Consider the following 17,170-nt stretch of genomic DNA (forward strand, 5'->3'; position numbering starts at 1 on the left):
CTGCGCGACAAGCCACAACGGCGCGGCACGCGCGAACAAACAGAACCCCCCACCCCATTAGGCGCGGAAGGTCACCCGATCCGCCCCGGATCATCCGCCGCAGCCGCAGGCAACGCGGCGCGAGGCCGCTGCCAACCCCGCGACCCCCTCGCCCGAAGCCACGCGGTCATGTCCTCCGGAGGCATGGCCGCAGCAACAAGCCACCCCTGAACGGCATCACACCCCAGATCCCGCAACCGCTCCCACGTCTCGTCGTCCTCAACCCCCTCGGCCACGACGAGCAGCCCGAGGGAATGCGCGAGATCAACGGTGCACCGAACGATCTCCGCGTCCTCCGTGTCCACCGCGAGCCGAGCCACGAACGACCGGTCGATCTTCAACTCGCTGACCGGCAGCCGCCGTAGATGCACCAGGGACGAGTACCCCGTGCCGAAGTCGTCGAGGGACATCTTCACGCCGTGCCCGGTCAGTCCGTTGAGGGTGTCGGCGGCGCGCTGGGGGTCCTCCAGGAGGACGTGTTCCGTGATCTCCAGCTGGAGCGAGCCCGGCGGGACACCGTGCCGGGCGAGGCGTGCGGCGACCGAGCCGGCGAAGCCGGGGGTGTGGACGTCGCGCGGGGAGACGTTCACCGCGACCGGTACGAACAGGCCCTGGGCGCGCCATCGGGCGACCTGGGCGAGAGCGGTGTCGAGCACGTACTCGGTGAGATGGGGCATCAGCCCGGACGACTCGGCGATCGCTATGAACTCGTCCGGCGGCACCTTCCCACGCTCCGGGTGCACCCACCGCACCAGCGCCTCAAGTCCGGCGACCTGGCCGTCGAAGCGGACCTTGGGCTGGTAGTGCAGCTGCACCTCGTGCGCGTCGAGGGCGCGCCGCAGGTCACCCAACAGGCCGAGCCGGTCAGGGGTGTTGGAGTCCCGCTTGGACTCGTAGACCTCCACGCCCGTACGGTCCCGCTTCGCCTGGTACATCGCGACGTCGGCCCGGCGCAGCAGTCCCTCGGCGTCGAGGGCGTGGTCGGGGAAGACGGCGACGCCCGCGCTGGCCTCCAGGACGAGGGTGAGCCCGTCGAGGTCGAGCGGGGAGCTGAGCGCGGCGACGAGGTTGCGGGCGACCCTGGTCGCGGACGTCGTGGAGTCGGCGACGGGCAGCAGGACGGCGAACTCGTCACCGCCGAGCCGCGCGGCCTCCGCCCCGCGCGGCAGCGCCACCCGCAGCCGGTCGGCTATCTGCAACAGCAGCCGGTCACCGGCGAGATGGCCCAGGGTGTCGTTGACCGACCGGAACCGGTCGAGGTCGATCAGCATGAGCGCGGCCTTGGCGCCGATGCGCTCGGCGTCGTCCAGCGCGGTCCAGATGCGCTCCAGGAGCCACTGCCGGTTGGGCAGCCCGGTCAGCGGGTCGCGCAGCTGCTCCTCGGCCCTGGCCCGGGCCATCCACAGGGTGGAGTCGAGGGCGATGAGCGGAATCGAGAACAGGGGCAGAAGTACCGGCTGGGCTACGGCGACCACGCAGATGAGGGGTGCGATGCCGAGCAGGGCCACGGCGACCAGTCCCTGTCTGAGCAGGGCGGTGCGGGCGACGGTGGGCAGTCCGCCGTGGCGCGGGGCGTGCAGGTACCAGAGCAGGGTGCGGGTCACGGCGAGATAGGCGACGGCGACCAGGACCACTTCAGGAGCGGTGTAGACCGTCCAAGTGTCCGGGTTCCAGGGCCTCTCGACGGACGGCACCCGGCCGAAGGCGCCCAGCACGAGTGCGCCGGCGGCGATGCCGAGGATGTCCACCGCGCCGTGCAGGACACCTTGGCGCCAGCGGTTGCGCCGGGCTATGCCGACCAGGACGACGACGGTGAGGCTGACCATGCCGGCGGCGGCCCAGCCGTAGAGCAGCAGGACGCCGAGGGTGAGGGCGGCGCCGGAGCCGGTGCCGCCCCACCAGCGGGCGCGGCCGAGGGCGACGAGGTGGCCGACGATGACGCCGGTCAGAACGGCGAGCGACCAGCCGACCGTGCCGGACGGGAAGAGCGCGTGGTCGCCGGTGAACGCCCGGAAGAAGCCCGCGCCGAGGACGAACCCGGCCGCGACGACGACCGTCGTGGGCAGCGCGGGCCAGGTCAGATGGCGTTCGCCGTCACCGGGCAGTCCTGCGCCCGGATCGGCCGAGAGTGGCGCGGAGTGACGGGCATCGGGTGTGGAGTACTGTCCGGTGGCGCGCGGCTGGGCGCCCGGACGCTCCACGGGTCGCGCTCCCCAACGACTCTTCCGCCAGGCGCCGGTGAGCCGGCGCAGCGGAGAGTCCGGGGGGGCGCTCTCGGTCGGTTCCATTCCCGTCCCTCTCACAGCCGGCGGTGCCCACGCCACGCGGTCCGATGCCCGACTTCCGTCAACGGCACCGCGTTTGGAAAACCCCTCCCCCTGCTCACCAAGAGCAGGGGGTTGCCCCAACCGCAGCTGGGCACGGCAGGTGCACACCTCAACAGTAGGCCGCAGAAGGCTTCCACGGGCAGCGGTCGTAGACGGTTGCCCGAATGCGACCCGGCCACCCGTATGCATCTGGTATGCGCCGATCGGGTGGCCTTCAACCGCTGCTCCTCGCTACTCCTCGACCGGAAGCGCGACTTCGGCGGCCGCCTCGGGGCCCTGTTCCAGCAGGACGACAAAGCCGTCCTCGTTCAGAACAGGCACCTTGACCTGCATTGCCTTGTCGTACTTCGAACCAGGATTGTCACCTACGACAACGAAAGACGTCTTCTTCGAAACAGAACCGGTCACTTTCGCTCCCCGGCTCTGCAGGGCGTCCTTCGCCCCGTCCCGCGTGAAGTGCTCAAGTGTGCCGGTGACGACCACCGTGAGACCTTCGAGCGGGCGCGGGCCCTCGTCCTCGGCGGAACCCTCTTCTTCCATCCGGACCCCGGCGGCCCGCCACTTGCGCAGGATCTCCTGGTGCCAGTCCTCGGCGAACCACTCCTTGAGGGAGGCGGCGATGATCTCGCCGACGCCGTCGGTGTCCGCCAGCTCCTTCTCGGTGGCCTGCTCGATGCGCTCGATCGAGCGGAACCCGCGGGCCAGTGCCTCTGCCGCGACCGGGCCGACATGACGGATCGACAGGCCGGTGAGGACGCGGGCGAGCGGGCTGTCCTTGGCCGCCGCGATGGTCTCCAGCATCGCGAGCGCGTTCTTCTTGGGCTCGCCCTGCTGGTTGGCGAAGACCGTGGCGATCTTCTCCTCGCCGGTCTTCGGGTCCCGCTTCGGCAGTCCGCTGTTCTGGTCGAGGACGTACGCCTTGATGGGCAGCAACTGCTCGATGGTGAGGTCGAACAGGTCGCCCTCGTCGGCCAACGGCGGGTCCGCGGGCTCCAGCGGCTTGGTGAGGGCGGCGGCCGACACATAGCCGAAGTGGTCGATGTCCAGCGCCTTGCGGCCCGCGAGGTAGAAGAGGCGCTCCCTCAACTGGGCGGGGCAGGCACGGGCGTTCGGGCAGCGGAGGTCGATGTCGCCCTCCTTCATCGGCCGCAGCGGCGTCCCGCACTCGGGGCACTCGGCCGGCATCACGAACTCCCGCTCGCTGCCGTCGCGCAGGTCGGCGACCGGGCCGAGGATCTCCGGGATGACGTCACCGGCCTTGCGCAGCACCACCGTGTCGCCGATGAGGACGCCCTTGGCCTTGACGACCTCCTGGTTGTGCAGCGTCGCGAACTCGACCTCCGAGCCGGCCACCGTCACCGGCTCGACCTGGGCGTACGGCGTGACCCGGCCCGTACGGCCCACGCCCACCCGGATGTTGACGAGCTTGGTGTTGACCTCCTCGGGCGCGTACTTCCACGCGATCGCCCAGCGCGGGGCGCGGGAGGTGGAGCCGAGCCGCCCCTGAAGGGGGATCTCGTCGAGCTTGACGACGACGCCGTCGATCTCGTGCGCCACGGAGTGGCGGTTCTCGCCGTAGTACCTGATGAACTCCCGTACGCCGTCGAGGTCGTCGACGACCTTGTTGTGCGAGGAGGTGGGCAGGCCCCAGGTCTTCAGCAGGTCGTAGGCCTCGGAGAGGCGGGTGAGGGCGTCGAAGCCCTCCAGGGCGCCGATGCCGTGCACGACCATGTGCAGGGGGCGGGTGGCGGTGACGCGCGGGTCCTTCTGGCGCAGTGAACCGGCCGCCGCGTTACGGGGGTTGGCGAAGGGCTTGTCGCCGGCCTCGACCAGGCGGGCGTTGAGCTCCTCGAACTTCTCCATCGGGAAGTAGACCTCGCCGCGGATCTCCACGAGGTCGGGCACGCGGTCGCCGGTCAGCCGGTCCGGGATCTCCGCGATCGTGCGGACGTTGGGCGTGATGTCCTCGCCCGTGCGGCCGTCGCCGCGGGTCGCCGCGCGCGTGAGGCGGCCGTGCTCATACGTCAGGTTGACGGCGAGGCCGTCGACCTTCAGCTCGCACAGGAAGTGGTAGTCGGTGGTACCGACGTCCTTCTGGACGCGCTCGGCCCAGGCAGCCAGCTCCAGGTCGTCGAACGCGTTGTCCAGGGAGAGCATGCGGGAGCGGTGGACGACGGAGGTGAACTCCGTCTCGTACGCCCCCGCGACCTTCTGGGTCGGCGAGTCCGGCGTCCGCAGCTCCGGGTACTCCTCCTCCAGCGCCTCCAGGGAGCGCAGGAGCTTGTCGAAGTCCGCGTCGCTGACGACCGGGGCGTCGTTCACGTAGTACCGGAAGCGGTGCTCCTCGATCTGCTCAGCGAGCTGCGCGTGCTTCTCCCGTGCCTCTGCGGGCACCGCCGTCTCCGCTTGCCTGTCGCCGGCCACCGTGTTGTCCTTCCGTCACTCAGGGTTGTCCGCGAGGGATCTCGCCGCCCGGACGCAGTGGGCGAGAGCATGGCGCGCGTACTCGGGAGAAGCCCCCGCGAGTCCGCACGACGGGGTGATCGTGACCGCCTCCGCGAGAAGGCCCGGTCGCAGCCCCAGCCTGCGCCACAGCGTCCTGACACCCATGACGCTACCGGCAGGGTCCGACAACGCGGTGTTCGTGCCCGGCACGACACCGGCGAAGAGTCGGGTGCCGGCCTCGACCGCCTCACCGATCACGTCGTCGTCACGCTCGGTGAGGAGGGAGAAGTCGAAGGACACCCCCGCCGCGCCCGCCCGGCGCAACAGGGCGAACGGCACGTCCGGTGCGCAGGAGTGGACGACGACCGGGCCGTTCCCGTGCACCCCGACGACCTCGCGGAGCGTGTCCTCGACGAGTTGACGGTCGACGGCGCGGTGCGTGCGGTAACCGCTGGCGGACCTGACGTGTCCGCGCAGGACGGCCATGAGGGACGGTTCGTCGAGCTGGAGCACGATCTGGGCGCCGGGGACGCGGCGTTGGACGTCGGCGAGGTGATTGCGCAGCCCCTCGGCGAGCGAGCCCGCGAGGTCCCGGCTCGCCCCGAGGTCGGAGAGCACGGACTCACCGTTCCTCAACTCCAAACTCGCGGCGAGGGTCCAAGGTCCAACGGCCTGCACCTTGAGCGGCCCCTCGTACCCCTGGGTGAACTCCTCGAACGCGTCGAGGTCCTCCCCCAGCCACGCCCACGCCCGCTTCGTGTCCCGCCCCGGCCGGTCCCCGATCCGCCAACCGCTGGGCTCCACGCGCGCGTACACCTCGACGAGCAGCCCCGCGGTCCGGCCGATCATGTCCGCGCCGGGTCCCCGGGCGGGCAGCTCGGGCAGGAACGGGAAGTCCTCGAAGGCACCGGTCGCGGTCTTCGCGGCCTCACGGGCGTCACCACCGGGCAGGGAACCGACACCGGTGGCCGCGCCGAAGTTGAACTGGCTGTTGTTGCTCACCCCGGAAGACTACGGAACCCTCCGGGGGTGAGGCAGCGTGCCGGCCTGGGCTTCAAGGCATCCGGGTCCTGAGCCGCTCCAAGAACGCGACCAGCCGCTCCGGGGCCGCGACCTCCAGGTTGTTGCGGAAGCGGTCGCGTTCCCAGGAGACGTCCGTCCCGCCGTGCACGCTGCCGCTCCCGATGAACTCGCCCTCGGTGTCGAGCAGGGCGATGGTCACGCGGCCGAGGCAACGGCAGATGTCGTCCGCGAACGTGCCGGTCGTGGTGAGAGTGCGCAGCTCCGCGAGGTCCTCGGCATCGAAGACCTCACCGATGAGCCCGCGTTCGGCGAGCGGCCCGCCGTTGTCGCCGCCTTCGAGGACGACCGCGGCTGCCGTACGCCCCCAGACCTCGTCGAGCCAGCCCAGGATCTCCGCACCGCTCGCCCCGCTCACCGTCCCGGCCGCACCGTCAGGTCGTTGACCTCCGCGTCCGCCGGCAGGTCGATCGCCATCAGGATCGTCGTCGCGACCGACTCGGGGTCGATCCACTGGGAGGGGTCGTACTGCTTGCCCTCCTGTTGGTGGACCTTGGCCTGCATGGGGCTGGCGGTGCGGCCGGGGTAGACCGAGGTGACGCGGACGCCGTTGGGGTGTTCCTCGTGGCGCAGGGAGTCCGCCAGGGCCTTCAGGCCGTGCTTGGAGGCGGCGTACGCGGACCAGTCGGCGCTCGCTCGCAGGCCCGCGCCGGAGTTCACGAAGAGGACGTGGCCGCCGGACAGCCGGAGTTGGGGCAGGAGGTGGCGGGTCAGTTCGGCGGGGGCGATCAGATTGACGTTGAGCTGGTGGCGCCAGGTCTTCGGGGTCAGCTCGCCCACCGGGCCGAGGTCGACCACCCCGGCGATGTGCAGGAGCGTGTCCACCCGGTCGGGCAGGCTCTGGTGGGAGAACGCCCAGCTGAGTCTGTCCGGGTCCGCCAGATCGCCCACCAGGGTGCTCGCCCCGGGGTACTCCGCCGCCAGTTCCTTCGCGCGGCCCGCGTCGCGCGCGTGGAGCACGAGTTCGTCCCCGCGCGCGTGCAGGCGGCGGGCGACGGCCGCGCCGATGCCGGAACCGGCCCCGGTGATCACATGTGTAGCCATGACCGCCATGCTCGCATCAGCGGGTACCGAAAGACTCCTCCAGGTAGGCCAGCGCACCCACCGGCTCATCCGCGAAGAACACCAGGTCGGCCAGCGGGACGGGCAGGAACCCCTCGTCCTCCATGCGCCGGAACTGGGTCTTCAGGCCGTCGTAGAAGCCCGCGGTGTTCAGGAGCACCACCGGCTTGTCGGTGTGGCCGTGCTTCTTCAGCTCCAGGATCTCCGTCGCCTCGTCCAGCGTCCCGGTGCCGCCCACCATGATCACCACGGCGTCGGACTTCTCCAGGAGCAGCCTCTTGCGTTCGGCGAGGTCGGCCGCGATCACCATCTCGTCGGCGTCCGCTCGTGCCGACGCCGCCAGGAAGGTCACCGAGACGCCCACCAGGCGTCCGCCGGACGCCTGTACGCCGTCGGCGACCACCTTCATCAGCCCGGACTCCGAACCGCCCCACACGAGCGTGTGCCCGCCCTTGCCGAGCAGTTCCGCGAACTCGCGCGCGGGGCGCGTGTAGCGCTCGTCCAGATCGGCGGCGGAGAGAAAGACACAGATCTTCATGTCGTCACCGTACGCGGGAAGAACCACGGGCCCGCGAGTGCTTTTCCGGTATGGCCCAAGGACACACGATCACGATCGAGCAGGGCGACCGGCACGTCCGCGTCGTCCACGGCGACCAGGTGCTGGCGGAGAGCGACCGCCCCCTCGTCCTGAAGGAGACCGGTTCTCCGGTGCGGTACTACCTCCCTCCGGAGGATGTACGCCTCGACCTCCTGACCCCCTCCGAGACCCACACCCACTGCCCCTTCAAGGGCGACGCCTCCTACTGGTCCCTGCCGGACTCCCCCGACCTGGTGTGGGCGTACCCCGACCCCAAGCCCGACGTCGCCCAGATCAAGGACCACCTCTGCTTCTACGAAGTGGAAGTGTTGTGACCGATTAGTCCGCCGCCCTGCGGCAGTCTCCAGGGCATGGACAAGAAGACTGTTTCGCGCGACGGCACCGCCGTCGCGTACCAACGCATCGGTGCGGGTCCGCCCGTCGTCCTGGTCGGTGGCGCGATGACGACCGGCGACGGGCTCCTGCCGCTCGCCGCGCAGCTCGCGCACCGGTTCGAGGCCGTCCCGTACGACCGCAGGGGCCGGGGCGCGAGCGGCGACACAGCGCCGTTCGCGGTGGCCCGTGAGGTCGAGGACATCGCGGCACTGATCGACGCCGTGGGCGGCAGCGCCGCGCTCTACGGCCACTCCTCGGGCGCCGCCCTGGCCGTGCACGCGGCGGCGAGCGGCCTGCCGGTGACCGAAGTCGCCCTGTACGAGCCGCCGTTCGCCCTCGACGCGAGCGGCGCCAAGGAGCGCGCCGAGTACACCGAGCGGCTGACGGAACTCCTCGCCGAGGACCGCCGGGGTGACGCCGTGGAGCTGTTCATGGCCCTCACGGGCGCGCCCCCGCAGATGATCGAGGGCGCCCGCCGCTCCCCCATGTGGCCCGGCATGAAGGCGATCGCCCCCACCCTCGTCTACGACGACGCGGCCCTGGGCGACGGCCTGGTCCCGACGGAGCGGCTGGCCTCCCTGTCCGTCCCGGTGCTCACCATCGCGGGCGGCGCGAGCCCCGAGTGGATGCGTCGGGCCGCACGGAACGCGGCGGACGCGGCGCCGGACGGGACGTACCGCGTGCTGGACGGCCAGACCCACATGGTGGACCCGGTCGTCCTGGCACCACTGCTCACGGAGTTCTTCTCCGACTAGCCGCGCGCGGGCCCGAGTTCGCCACGACCGGGCCCGGAGTCAGCCGTGCGGGTCAGGCCATCGCCGTCGCCGCGCGCGTGGTCGTCGCGATCGTCGCCGACCCCACCACGCGCGTGTCGTCGTACAGCACGATCGCCTGCCCGGGGGCCACGCCCCGTACCGGCTCGCTGAACGACACCTCCAGGGTGCCGTCGACGAGTTCGGCGGTGACCTCGGTCTCGCCGCCGTGGGCGCGGAGCTGGGCGGTGTAGGTGCCGGGGCCGGTCGGGGCCGTGCCGCACCAGCGGGGCTTGACGGCGGTGAGGGCGCTGACGTCGAGGGAGGCGGCCGGGCCGACCGTCACCGTGTTGTCGACCGGGGAGATGTCCAGGACGTAGCGCGGCTTGCCGTCGGCGGCCGGGGTGCCGATGCGCAGGCCCTTGCGCTGGCCGATGGTGAAGCCGTACGCGCCCTCGTGCGAGCCGACGACGGAGCCGGACTCGTCGACGATGTCGCCCTCGGCCTTGCCGAGGCGGTTGGCGAGGAAGCCCTGGGTGTCGCCGTCGGCGATGAAGCAGATGTCGTGCGAGTCGGGCTTCTTGGCGACCGCGAGGCCGCGGCGCTCGGCCTCCGCGCGGATCTCGTCCTTCGTCGTCACGGTGTCGCCGAGCGGGAACAGCGCGTGCGCGAGCTGCCGCTCGTCCAGGACACCGAGGACGTACGACTGGTCCTTCGCCATGTCGGAGGCGCGGTGCAGTTCGCGGGTGCCGTCCTCGTTCACGATCACCTGGGCGTAGTGGCCGGTGCAGACCGCGTCGAAGCCGAGGGCGAGGGCCTTGTCGAGGAGGGCGGCGAACTTGATCTTCTCGTTGCAGCGCAGGCACGGGTTCGGGGTGCGGCCGGCCTCGTACTCGGCGACGAAGTCCTCGACGACGTCCTCGCGGAAGCGGTCGGCGAGGTCCCAGACGTAGAACGGGATGCCGATGACGTCGGCGGCCCGGCGGGCGTCCCGTGAGTCCTCGATCGTGCAACAGCCACGCGCGCCCGTGCGGAACGATTGCGGGTTCGCGGAGAGCGCGAGGTGGACGCCGGTCACGTCGTGGCCGGCTTCCGCGGCGCGGGCGGCGGCGACGGCGGAATCGACGCCGCCCGACATGGCGGCGAGTACGCGGAGGGGGCGGGGGCGCTGCGAGGTCTCAGTCATAACCCTTCCAGGGTACGGGTCGTCGGGAACCGGGGCCCGCGAGTATCCGTTGACGATCACATGGGGGAGACACAGAGCGACCAGAACCGTCAGGACGCCCAGGGCGATCCCGGCGATCGGGCGGGGCAGCCGCCGGGCGCCGCGGACACGTCACCCGGTTCCGTCGGCCGGCGGCCCGGGCGGCGCGCTCTGCTCATCGGCGGGGCCGTGGCCGCCGTAGGGACCGCTGTGGTGGCTCGGGACGAGTTGTCGCGGTTGTGGTGGCGGGTACCGGGGGTGGAGAAGCCGCGGACTCCGGGGGCCGTCGACTTCCCGGGGGCCACATGGGTGGCGGCGTCCTCGGCGAACTACCGGCGGGCCGACCGGCCGGACGACTACGCGATAGACCGGGTGGTCATCCATGTCACACAGGGCAGTTACGCGAGTGCGGTGAAGGCCTTCCAGGACCCCGGGCACCAGGCCGCCGCGCACTACATCGTCCGGCAGCGCGGGGACATCACGCAGATGATCCGCGAGCTGGACGTGGCCTTCCATGCGGGCAACCGGTCGTACAACGAACGCAGTGTCGGCATCGAGCACGAGGGCTTCGTGGACCGGAAGTCGTCGTTCACGGACGTGATGTACGCGAACTCCGCGCGGCTGACGGCGGAGATATGCCGACGCTACGGAATCCCTGTGGACCGGAAGCATGTCATCGGGCACGTGGAGGTGCCGGGGACCGATCACACGGATCCCGGGCGGTACTGGGACTGGGACCGGTACATGGGGCTCGTAAGGCGGGCACACCGGACACAGGTGTGACTCGGGTCACACGGCGCTTTGGCTATGAGTCGTTTCAGTCACGGCGATGTCCGATGCGTCCCCCGCTCCGGAGGTGACCTGGGGCACGTCAACTGGGCTTTCGGCCAAGGGAAGTTGGGGAGCGATCGCGCACGCTCACCTTTCACAGCTTGCCCTGCTCACTGCTAACTGCCGCCCAGTTTTTACACAGCCCTTAGGTCAAATCTCTGGCCCCATGACACACACCAGCGAGCCCGCGTCCGAAGAGAACAGAGACAACAGGGACAGCAGGGGCGACCACCGCAAGAACACGGCCGCGAAGCGCGAGCACAGCGCGGCCCGGGGCAAGGGTCTGCACCGGCGCAAGTTCCTCGGTGGCATGGCCGGGGCCGGGATCGCGGCGGTCGCGGCGGCCGGGGGCGCCTTCTCCCTGCTGAACGACGCGGCGAAGAACAAGGCGTCCGCGGCGGACAGCACCCTGGTCATCCCGGACCTTCTGGAGGGCACCACCGCCAGCGGCGTCACCACGTACACCCTGGAGGCCAAGACCGGCACCCACGAGGTGATCTCGGGCGTCACCAGCAGCACGATGGGCTACAACCAGGACTTCCTGGGCCCCACCCTGAAGTGGACGAACAGCAACGAGGTCGTCCTCAACATCACCAACGACATCGGCGAGGACACGACGGTCCACTTCCACGGCGCCCACGTGCCGGCGAAGATGGACGGCGGCCCGCAGGTCGCCTTCGCCGACGGCACGACCTGGTCGCCCACGTTCACGGTCAAGGACCCGGCCACCACGCTCTGGTACCACCCGCACGCCCTGGGCACCACCGCGAAGCAGGCCGTGCACGGCCTGGCCGGGATGATCATCGTCGAGGACTCCTCGGACGCGTCCGCCGCGCTGCCGAGCGACTACGGCGTCGACGACGTCCCGCTCATCTTCCAGTCCCTCGCCGTGGACACCACCGGGGACATCAAGTACGACGCGGCCGGCTACCGGCTGAGCACCACCACCTTCCCCTTCCTGGTCAACGGAACCAACGTGGACAGCACCACGCTCGGTTTCACCGCCACCAAGACGCGGACCCGGTTCCGCGCCCTGAACGCCTCACCGTCCGACATCATCGTGATCCAGCGCAGCGACGGCGGCACTCTCACACAGATCACCACCGACCAGGGCTATCTGACCGAGGCCACCGAGGTGACCACGATCCGTCTGGTGGCCGGCGCCCGTGCCGAGTTCGTCATGGACCTCACCGCGGACGCCACCCTGCAGGCCGTGATCACCACCGGCTGGATCCGCGGCGGCAGCGGCACGTACGACTTCCTCGCGGTGACGGCAAGCGGCACGGACACCCCGGCCGACCTGCCCGCCACTCTCAACACCATCGACCGCTACGACACGAGCGACTTCACCGCCCGGACGATCACGCTGAGCCAGAGCGGCGCCAGCATGGAGATCAACGGAGCCATCGGCACGACCATGGCCGCGATGGCGATGATCAGCACGACGGTCGGCGCGAAGGAGATCTGGACGATCCAGAACGCCACCCAGCTGGAACACTCGTTCCACCTGCACGACGTTCCGTACCAGCTGATCTCCATCAACGGCGAGGATCCCACCGGGGTCCAGCTCGGCTGGTACGACACCTACGAGGTGGTCGGCGGCGGCTCGATCAAGATCGCCATGGAGTTCACCGACTTCTCCGACGACACCTATATGTACATGCTCCACTGCCATCTCCTCCAGCACGAGGACGAGGGCATGATGGCCTCCCTTATGGTGACGGAGGCCTAGGGCGCGGTTCCCTCAGGTCAGCCCGGCGGCGCGAGCACGGTCCACCGCCGGGCCGATCGCCTTCGCGACCGCCTCCACGTCGGTCTCCGTGGAGGTGTGGCCGAGGGAGAAGCGCAGGGTGCCGCGGGCCAGGTCCGGGTCGGTGCCGGTGGCGAGGAGGACGTGGCTGGGCTGGGCGACGCCGGCCGTGCAGGCGGAGCCGGTGGAGCACTCGATGCCCTGGGCGTCCAGCAGGAGCAGCAGGGAGTCGCCCTCGCAGCCCGGGAACGTGAAGTGGGCGTTGGCCGGGAGGCGGTCCACCGGGTCGCCGCCGAGGATCGCGTCCGGGACCGCCGTACGGACGGCGGAGACCAGCTCGTCGCGCAGGGCGCCGATCTCGCGGGCGAACCACTCGCGCTGTTCGGCGGCCAGCCGGCCGGCGACCGCGAAGGAGGCGATCGCGGGGACGTCGAGGGTGCCGGAGCGGACATGGCGTTCCTGGCCGCCGCCGTGCAGGACGGGTACGGGGGTGTACTCGCGGCCCAGCAGCAGGGCGCCGATGCCGTACGGGCCGCCGATCTTGTGCGCGGAGACGGTCGCCGCGGCGAGCCCGGAGGCGGCGAAGTCGACCGGGACCTGACCGAAGGCCTGCACCGCGTCGGCGTGCAGCGGGACGCCGAACTCCCCCGCCACGTCGGCGAGTTCACGTACCGGCATGACCGTGCCGATCTCGTTGTTGGCCCACATCACGGTCGCCAGGGCGACGTCGTCGGGGTTGCGGGCGATCGCCTCGCGCAACACCTCGGGACGGACCCGGCCGTAGGAGTCGACCGGGAGGTACTCGACCGTGGCGCCCTCGTGCTCGCCCAGCCAGTGGACGGCGTCCAGGACGGCGTGGTGCTCGACGGGGCTGGCCAGGACCCGGGTGCGGGCCGGGTCGGCGTCGCGGCGGGACCAGTACAGGCCCTTCACCGCGAGGTTGTCGGCCTCGGTGCCGCCGGAGGTGAAGACGACCTCGCTGGGGCGGGCGCCGAGCGCTTCGGCGAGGGTCTCCCGGGCCTCTTCGACCGTACGGCGGGCCTTGCGGCCGGAAGCGTGGAGGGAGGAGGCGTTGCCCGTGATGCTCAGGTGGGCCGTCATCGCCTCGACTGCCTCGGGAAGCATCGGGGTGGTCGCGGCGTGGTCGAGGTATGCCATGGTGACGCCGATTCTACGGGCCCCGGTGCGCACCCTGGAGGGGCGGGCGCCCGACGGATCCGGCCGGTCCCCTAGAAGCTCCAGGAGACGGTGCTGTCCAGCTGCATGAAGGCGACGAGGACCAGCAGATCGGCGATGCCGAGTCCCAGGCCGAGGAAGGCACGGCCGCGACGGGCGGTGCCGCGCCACAGCGCCGCGCCGGCCAGGGCGATGGCGATCGGGCCGAGGAACACGTTGAGCACGAGCAGTCCGACGAGGCCGAGGATGAAGGACGCGACGGCCATGCCGTCGGCGTCACGACGGCCGGTGGGCTTCACGTCAGCGTTGTCGGTCGCGGTGCTGTTGTTGTTACTGCTGCTGGTTGCCGGTGCGGTGAGTTGCATGTGGGTTCAGCTCCCGAGGATCGGGCGGGTGGTGGGACGGGCGGTCGACTGGCAGCCGCGGACGGTCAGTTGGCGGTCGTACGGCTGCGGCGGCCGTGCCGCTCGCGGAGCGCGAAGATGCCCAGCCATACGGCGATGACGGTGGCGGCGACGGCGGTGAAGGCGAGCGGCGCGTGGGCCACGGCGCCCATTACCACGCCGAACAGCAGGAGCGCTACGACGAGGAACAGCATGGGATGAATCCCCCTCCGAGCCGACCGGGACGTCCGGGACGGCTCTCGTTACGTTTCGGTGAACGGTTGTAGTAACACTTGTTCACTGAACTTGAGTCTAGCGCGTCCGGCGACTTTCCAATTACGGAGAACGGTTGTTAACTGGATGACATGAGTCACACCCTCGGCATCCGGCAGGCACAGAAGCAGAAGACCCGACAGGCGTTGCTGGACGCCGCGTTGGGGCTGCTGGAGGAGCAGAGCCTGAGCAGCCTGGGCCTGCGCGAGGTCACCCGGGCCGTGGGCGTCGCCCCGACCGCCTTCTACCGGCACTTCCGCTCCACGGCCGACCTCGGGGTCGCGCTCGTCGAGGAGGCGCTGGGCAGTCTGCATCCGATGATCCGGCAGACGGTGGCCCCGGCGGACAGCGGCCAACGCATCACGCGGGCCGTCGAGTTGATCGCCCATCACGTGCACACGCACCCGGCGCACGTCCGCTTCATCGCGCGTGAGCGGCACGGCGGGGTGCAGCCGGTACGGGAGGCCATCCGGGACCAACTCGCCCGGTTCGCCGAGGAGGTGAAGGCCGAGCTCGCCAAGGACCCCGAGTCACACGGCTGGCGCGACGACGACCTGCTGATGCTGGCCCACCTCTACGTCGACCAGATGCTCATCACGGCCTCCCTCTTCCTGGAGACACTGGAGGCGCCGGAGGAGGAGCGCGAGCGGGTGGCCCAACTCGCCCAGCAGCAGATGCGGTTGATCAGCGTGGGGCGGCGACACTGGCTCGGCTGAGGCGCGGCACCACCTGGGCGACTCTCCATCGCCGGGCAACTCCATCGCCCGGCAACTACATCGCCGACCGACAGCTCCGCACCGGTGGCCACTCCGCACCGTGACTGAGAGTTCGGTGCCGGTCGCAACTCCGCACCGGCGCCCGGGAGTTCGACACCGGTCGCAACTCCGCACCCGGTGGCTGAGGGTTCGGTGCCGATCGCGACTCAACATCGACGACCGGGACTTCGGCACCGGTCGCAACTCCACACCGGCGGCGGCTGAGGGTCCGGTGCCGGTCGCGACTCAACATCGACGACCGAGACTTCGGCACCGGTGGCCACACCGCACCGGCGCCCGGAAGTTCGACACCGGCCGCAACTCCACACCCGGTGGCGACTGAGGGTCCGACACCGGCCGCAACTCAACATCGACGACCGGGAGTTCGACACCGGCCGCAACTCCACACCCGGTGGCCGGCAATTCCGTGGCGGTCGCAACTTCACACCGGCGGCCGGGAGTTCCATGCGGACGGCGGGCATACGGCAGGGGCGGCACGCCCGGTGTGCGAGTGTGCCGCCCCTGTCGTGCGGGAGCGTGGTCAGCCCTGTTGCGGGGCCCCGCTCATCTGGCCGCCGCCCGGGCCGCCGCCGCACCCGCCGCCGGGGCCGCCGCCCTGGCCGCCCTGGCCGCCGCCCCCGCCGGGGCCACCGGTCGGCATGCCGGAGGCGTTGCCGGTCGGCTTGCCCGTCGGCGCGCCCGAGGCCGCGGCGCCCGTGGGCGCGCCGGAGGGGGCACCGCTGGGCCGTGCCGTGGCGTTGCCGGTGGGCCTGCCGGAGGCCGAACAGGACTGGGTGGAACCGGAGTTGCCGCTGCCGGAGGACGACGACGAGTCGCTCGACCCGCAGGCCGCCAGGGCCAGGGGCGAGAGCGCCAGCAGGGCCACTGCGGGGAGGAGACGCGCACGCTTCATGAGAAACAACTCCAAAAACGATGAGGATGTCTTGTGACGGGAACTCAATCAACGCCGCTTAGGGCTTCGTTGTCGGAGCCCTGTCCTCACCCTGTGCGCGGAGTAAAGGGAAGCCCAAGTAACCGCCCTGACCTGCTACTTCACTACCGACCCGCGCCTACCCGCTGGTACAGCTCCGTGACAGAAGCAGCCGCCGCGGCCACCTCCGCACGCACCTCCGGCGGCGACATGACCTCCAACCCGTCGGCGAACTGCAGCAGTTGGCGCGCCTCGCGGACGACGCCGTAGGACAGCCGGACGGTCACCCAGTCGTCCGCACCCTCAACTGCCCCCTCGGTCTTGGGGAGTTCGGCGAGCGAGGAGGCGTTGAGGCGCAGGAACATGTCGAGTCGGGAGCGGCGGACGCGGACGGTGACGTCGAGTCCGCCGGGGCGTTCCTCGACCTGGCGGCGCAACTCCTCCCAGGCATCGGCGAGTTCGACACCCGGACGGCGCTTCACGGGGTCGGTCAGGAGGGTGGCCGAGTGGACGCGGTCGGCACGGAAGAGGCGGGGGCGCGCACGGCGGTCGGCGACGAGATACCAGACGCCGGCCTTGGAGACGAGGCCGTAGGGATCGACGGTGTAGGTGCTCGACTCCTTCGCCCCGCTGTGCCGATACCGCAGCCGCAACCGCCGGTCGGTGAAGACCGCGTCCTGCAACACGTCCAGATCCACGGCGGGTTGGGGCCCGCCCTTCCACCGCGTGGCGTCGACGAGGATGCGCCGGGAGGTCACCTCGGCGGCCGGCCGGTACGGCGCCGGCAGCGCGGCCATCACCTTGCGCAGCGCGGACCCGAGCGCGGCGTCGAGACCGAGTGCGGCATGGGCGCCCTGCGCCGCCAGGATGAACAGGGCGCGCGACTCGTCGGCGGTCAGTCCCGTCACGTCCGTACGGAACCCGGCGAGCAGTTCGATCCCACCGTGCCGCCCCCGCTCGGCGTACACCGGCACCCCGGACGCGGACAACGCCTCGACGTCCCGGTAGATGGTCCGCACCGACACCTCAAGCCGGTCGGCGAGTTCATGCGCGGGAACGCGACCCCTGGTCTGCAGAAGCAACAGGATCGAGAGCAGTCGGTCGGCCTTCACACCCCCAGAATCCACCGCCCGGAACCCCGGCGCAAATGTTGACGGAAACTGTCAGGTTATGGGTCCAGCATCGGTGC

At 70.7% G+C, this 17,170-nt stretch carries 17 protein-coding genes; 5 read left to right on the top strand and 12 right to left on the bottom strand.

Going from position 1 to position 17,170, the window contains the following annotated elements:
* Positions 1-71: 71 nt before the first annotated feature.
* From OG226_RS16535 to OG226_RS16560, 6 genes are all read right to left on the bottom strand, one after another.
* The gene (locus OG226_RS16535) at positions 72-2,327 is read right to left on the bottom strand and encodes a putative bifunctional diguanylate cyclase/phosphodiesterase (RefSeq protein ID WP_328678880.1); all 2,256 of its coding nucleotides are present in this window, start codon (positions 2,325-2,327) and stop codon (positions 72-74) included.
* A 270-nt stretch (positions 2,328-2,597) separates the two neighbouring features.
* Positions 2,598-4,790, bottom strand: a complete 2,193-nt coding sequence (gene ligA / locus OG226_RS16540; protein WP_329349325.1) for an NAD-dependent DNA ligase LigA — start codon at positions 4,788-4,790, stop codon at positions 2,598-2,600.
* Between the two features lie 15 nt (positions 4,791-4,805).
* Positions 4,806-5,813 carry a methionine synthase gene (locus OG226_RS16545; RefSeq protein WP_329349326.1) on the bottom strand — a complete coding sequence of 336 codons (1,008 nt, stop codon included), beginning with the start codon at positions 5,811-5,813 and terminating at the stop codon, positions 4,806-4,808.
* A gap of 52 nt (positions 5,814-5,865) precedes the next feature.
* Positions 5,866-6,249, bottom strand: coding sequence for a hypothetical protein (locus OG226_RS16550; RefSeq protein ID WP_329349327.1), 384 nt, complete (start codon positions 6,247-6,249; stop codon positions 5,866-5,868).
* Entirely contained in the window at positions 6,246-6,944 is a 699-nt protein-coding gene (locus tag OG226_RS16555) for an SDR family oxidoreductase (RefSeq protein ID WP_329349328.1), read from the bottom strand. Before OG226_RS16555 ends, OG226_RS16550 begins: the two co-directional genes overlap by 4 nt.
* Before the next feature lie 7 nt (positions 6,945-6,951).
* Entirely contained in the window at positions 6,952-7,491 is a 540-nt protein-coding gene (locus OG226_RS16560) for a TIGR00730 family Rossman fold protein (protein WP_328678885.1), read from the bottom strand.
* Between the two features lie 50 nt (positions 7,492-7,541).
* On the opposite strand from OG226_RS16560, the gene OG226_RS16565 reads away from it, so the two are divergent.
* Both OG226_RS16565 and OG226_RS16570 read left to right on the top strand, forming a co-directional pair.
* Positions 7,542-7,865 (top strand): DUF427 domain-containing protein, encoded by a 324-nt coding sequence (locus OG226_RS16565; protein ID WP_328678886.1) that lies wholly within the window; start codon positions 7,542-7,544, stop codon positions 7,863-7,865.
* A gap of 36 nt (positions 7,866-7,901) precedes the next feature.
* Positions 7,902-8,681 (top strand): alpha/beta fold hydrolase, encoded by a 780-nt coding sequence (locus OG226_RS16570; RefSeq protein WP_329349329.1) that lies wholly within the window; start codon positions 7,902-7,904, stop codon positions 8,679-8,681.
* A 52-nt stretch (positions 8,682-8,733) separates the two neighbouring features.
* Here OG226_RS16570 and mnmA read toward each other — a convergent pair whose 3' ends face one another.
* Complete coding sequence (mnmA, locus tag OG226_RS16575) at positions 8,734-9,864, bottom strand: tRNA 2-thiouridine(34) synthase MnmA (RefSeq protein WP_329349330.1); 1,131 nt, start codon at positions 9,862-9,864, stop codon at positions 8,734-8,736.
* A 60-nt stretch (positions 9,865-9,924) separates the two neighbouring features.
* On the opposite strand from mnmA, the gene OG226_RS16580 reads away from it, so the two are divergent.
* Both OG226_RS16580 and OG226_RS16585 read left to right on the top strand, forming a co-directional pair.
* Complete coding sequence (locus tag OG226_RS16580; protein WP_329349331.1) at positions 9,925-10,665, top strand: N-acetylmuramoyl-L-alanine amidase; 741 nt, start codon at positions 9,925-9,927, stop codon at positions 10,663-10,665.
* 214 nt (positions 10,666-10,879) lie between these two features.
* Positions 10,880-12,445, top strand: coding sequence for a multicopper oxidase family protein (locus OG226_RS16585; RefSeq protein WP_329349332.1), 1,566 nt, complete (start codon positions 10,880-10,882; stop codon positions 12,443-12,445).
* Positions 12,446-12,457: 12 nt separating this feature from the next.
* Here the strand turns inward: OG226_RS16585 and OG226_RS16590 are convergent, their stop codons facing one another.
* The 3 genes from OG226_RS16590 to OG226_RS16600 all read right to left on the bottom strand — a co-directional run bounded on the left by OG226_RS16590 (position 12,458) and on the right by OG226_RS16600 (position 14,237).
* On the bottom strand, positions 12,458-13,621 hold the full coding sequence (locus OG226_RS16590; RefSeq protein WP_328678891.1) for a cysteine desulfurase family protein: 1,164 nt from the start codon (positions 13,619-13,621) through the stop codon (positions 12,458-12,460).
* Between the two features lie 71 nt (positions 13,622-13,692).
* Complete coding sequence (locus tag OG226_RS16595; RefSeq protein WP_328678892.1) at positions 13,693-14,004, bottom strand: DUF4190 domain-containing protein; 312 nt, start codon at positions 14,002-14,004, stop codon at positions 13,693-13,695.
* 65 nt (positions 14,005-14,069) lie between these two features.
* Positions 14,070-14,237 carry a hypothetical protein gene (locus OG226_RS16600; protein ID WP_328678893.1) on the bottom strand — a complete coding sequence of 56 codons (168 nt, stop codon included), beginning with the start codon at positions 14,235-14,237 and terminating at the stop codon, positions 14,070-14,072.
* A 150-nt stretch (positions 14,238-14,387) separates the two neighbouring features.
* Here OG226_RS16600 and OG226_RS16605 point away from each other — a divergent pair, with 150 nt between their 5' ends.
* The gene (locus tag OG226_RS16605) at positions 14,388-15,011 is read left to right on the top strand and encodes a TetR family transcriptional regulator (protein WP_329349333.1); all 624 of its coding nucleotides are present in this window, start codon (positions 14,388-14,390) and stop codon (positions 15,009-15,011) included.
* A gap of 580 nt (positions 15,012-15,591) precedes the next feature.
* Here the strand turns inward: OG226_RS16605 and OG226_RS16610 are convergent.
* The gene (locus OG226_RS16610) at positions 15,592-15,963 is read right to left on the bottom strand and encodes a hypothetical protein (protein WP_328678895.1); all 372 of its coding nucleotides are present in this window, start codon (positions 15,961-15,963) and stop codon (positions 15,592-15,594) included.
* A gap of 143 nt (positions 15,964-16,106) precedes the next feature.
* The gene (locus tag OG226_RS16615; protein WP_329349334.1) at positions 16,107-17,093 is read right to left on the bottom strand and encodes a helix-turn-helix transcriptional regulator; all 987 of its coding nucleotides are present in this window, start codon (positions 17,091-17,093) and stop codon (positions 16,107-16,109) included.
* Positions 17,094-17,170: the final 77 nt, after the last annotated feature.

This window comes from Streptomyces sp. NBC_01261 (assembly GCF_036226385.1).
GTDB lineage: Bacteria > Actinomycetota > Actinomycetes > Streptomycetales > Streptomycetaceae > Streptomyces.

Coding starts and splice junctions, on each gene's coding strand:
- OG226_RS16595 (WP_328678892.1), bottom strand. CDS start 14,004: ATGCAACTCACCGCACCGGCAACCAGCAGCAGTAACAACAACAGCACC.
- OG226_RS16610 (WP_328678895.1), bottom strand. CDS start 15,963: ATGAAGCGTGCGCGTCTCCTCCCCGCAGTGGCCCTGCTGGCGCTCTCG.
- mnmA (WP_329349330.1), bottom strand. CDS start 9,864: ATGACTGAGACCTCGCAGCGCCCCCGCCCCCTCCGCGTACTCGCCGCC.
- OG226_RS16535 (WP_328678880.1), bottom strand. CDS start 2,327: ATGGAACCGACCGAGAGCGCCCCCCCGGACTCTCCGCTGCGCCGGCTC.
- OG226_RS16560 (WP_328678885.1), bottom strand. CDS start 7,491: ATGAAGATCTGTGTCTTTCTCTCCGCCGCCGATCTGGACGAGCGCTAC.
- OG226_RS16585 (WP_329349332.1), top strand. CDS start 10,880: ATGACACACACCAGCGAGCCCGCGTCCGAAGAGAACAGAGACAACAGG.
- OG226_RS16565 (WP_328678886.1), top strand. CDS start 7,542: ATGGCCCAAGGACACACGATCACGATCGAGCAGGGCGACCGGCACGTC.
- OG226_RS16570 (WP_329349329.1), top strand. CDS start 7,902: ATGGACAAGAAGACTGTTTCGCGCGACGGCACCGCCGTCGCGTACCAA.
- OG226_RS16580 (WP_329349331.1), top strand. CDS start 9,925: ATGGGGGAGACACAGAGCGACCAGAACCGTCAGGACGCCCAGGGCGAT.
- OG226_RS16590 (WP_328678891.1), bottom strand. CDS start 13,621: ATGGCATACCTCGACCACGCCGCGACCACCCCGATGCTTCCCGAGGCA.
- OG226_RS16600 (WP_328678893.1), bottom strand. CDS start 14,237: ATGCTGTTCCTCGTCGTAGCGCTCCTGCTGTTCGGCGTGGTAATGGGC.
- OG226_RS16605 (WP_329349333.1), top strand. CDS start 14,388: ATGAGTCACACCCTCGGCATCCGGCAGGCACAGAAGCAGAAGACCCGA.
- OG226_RS16555 (WP_329349328.1), bottom strand. CDS start 6,944: ATGGCGGTCATGGCTACACATGTGATCACCGGGGCCGGTTCCGGCATC.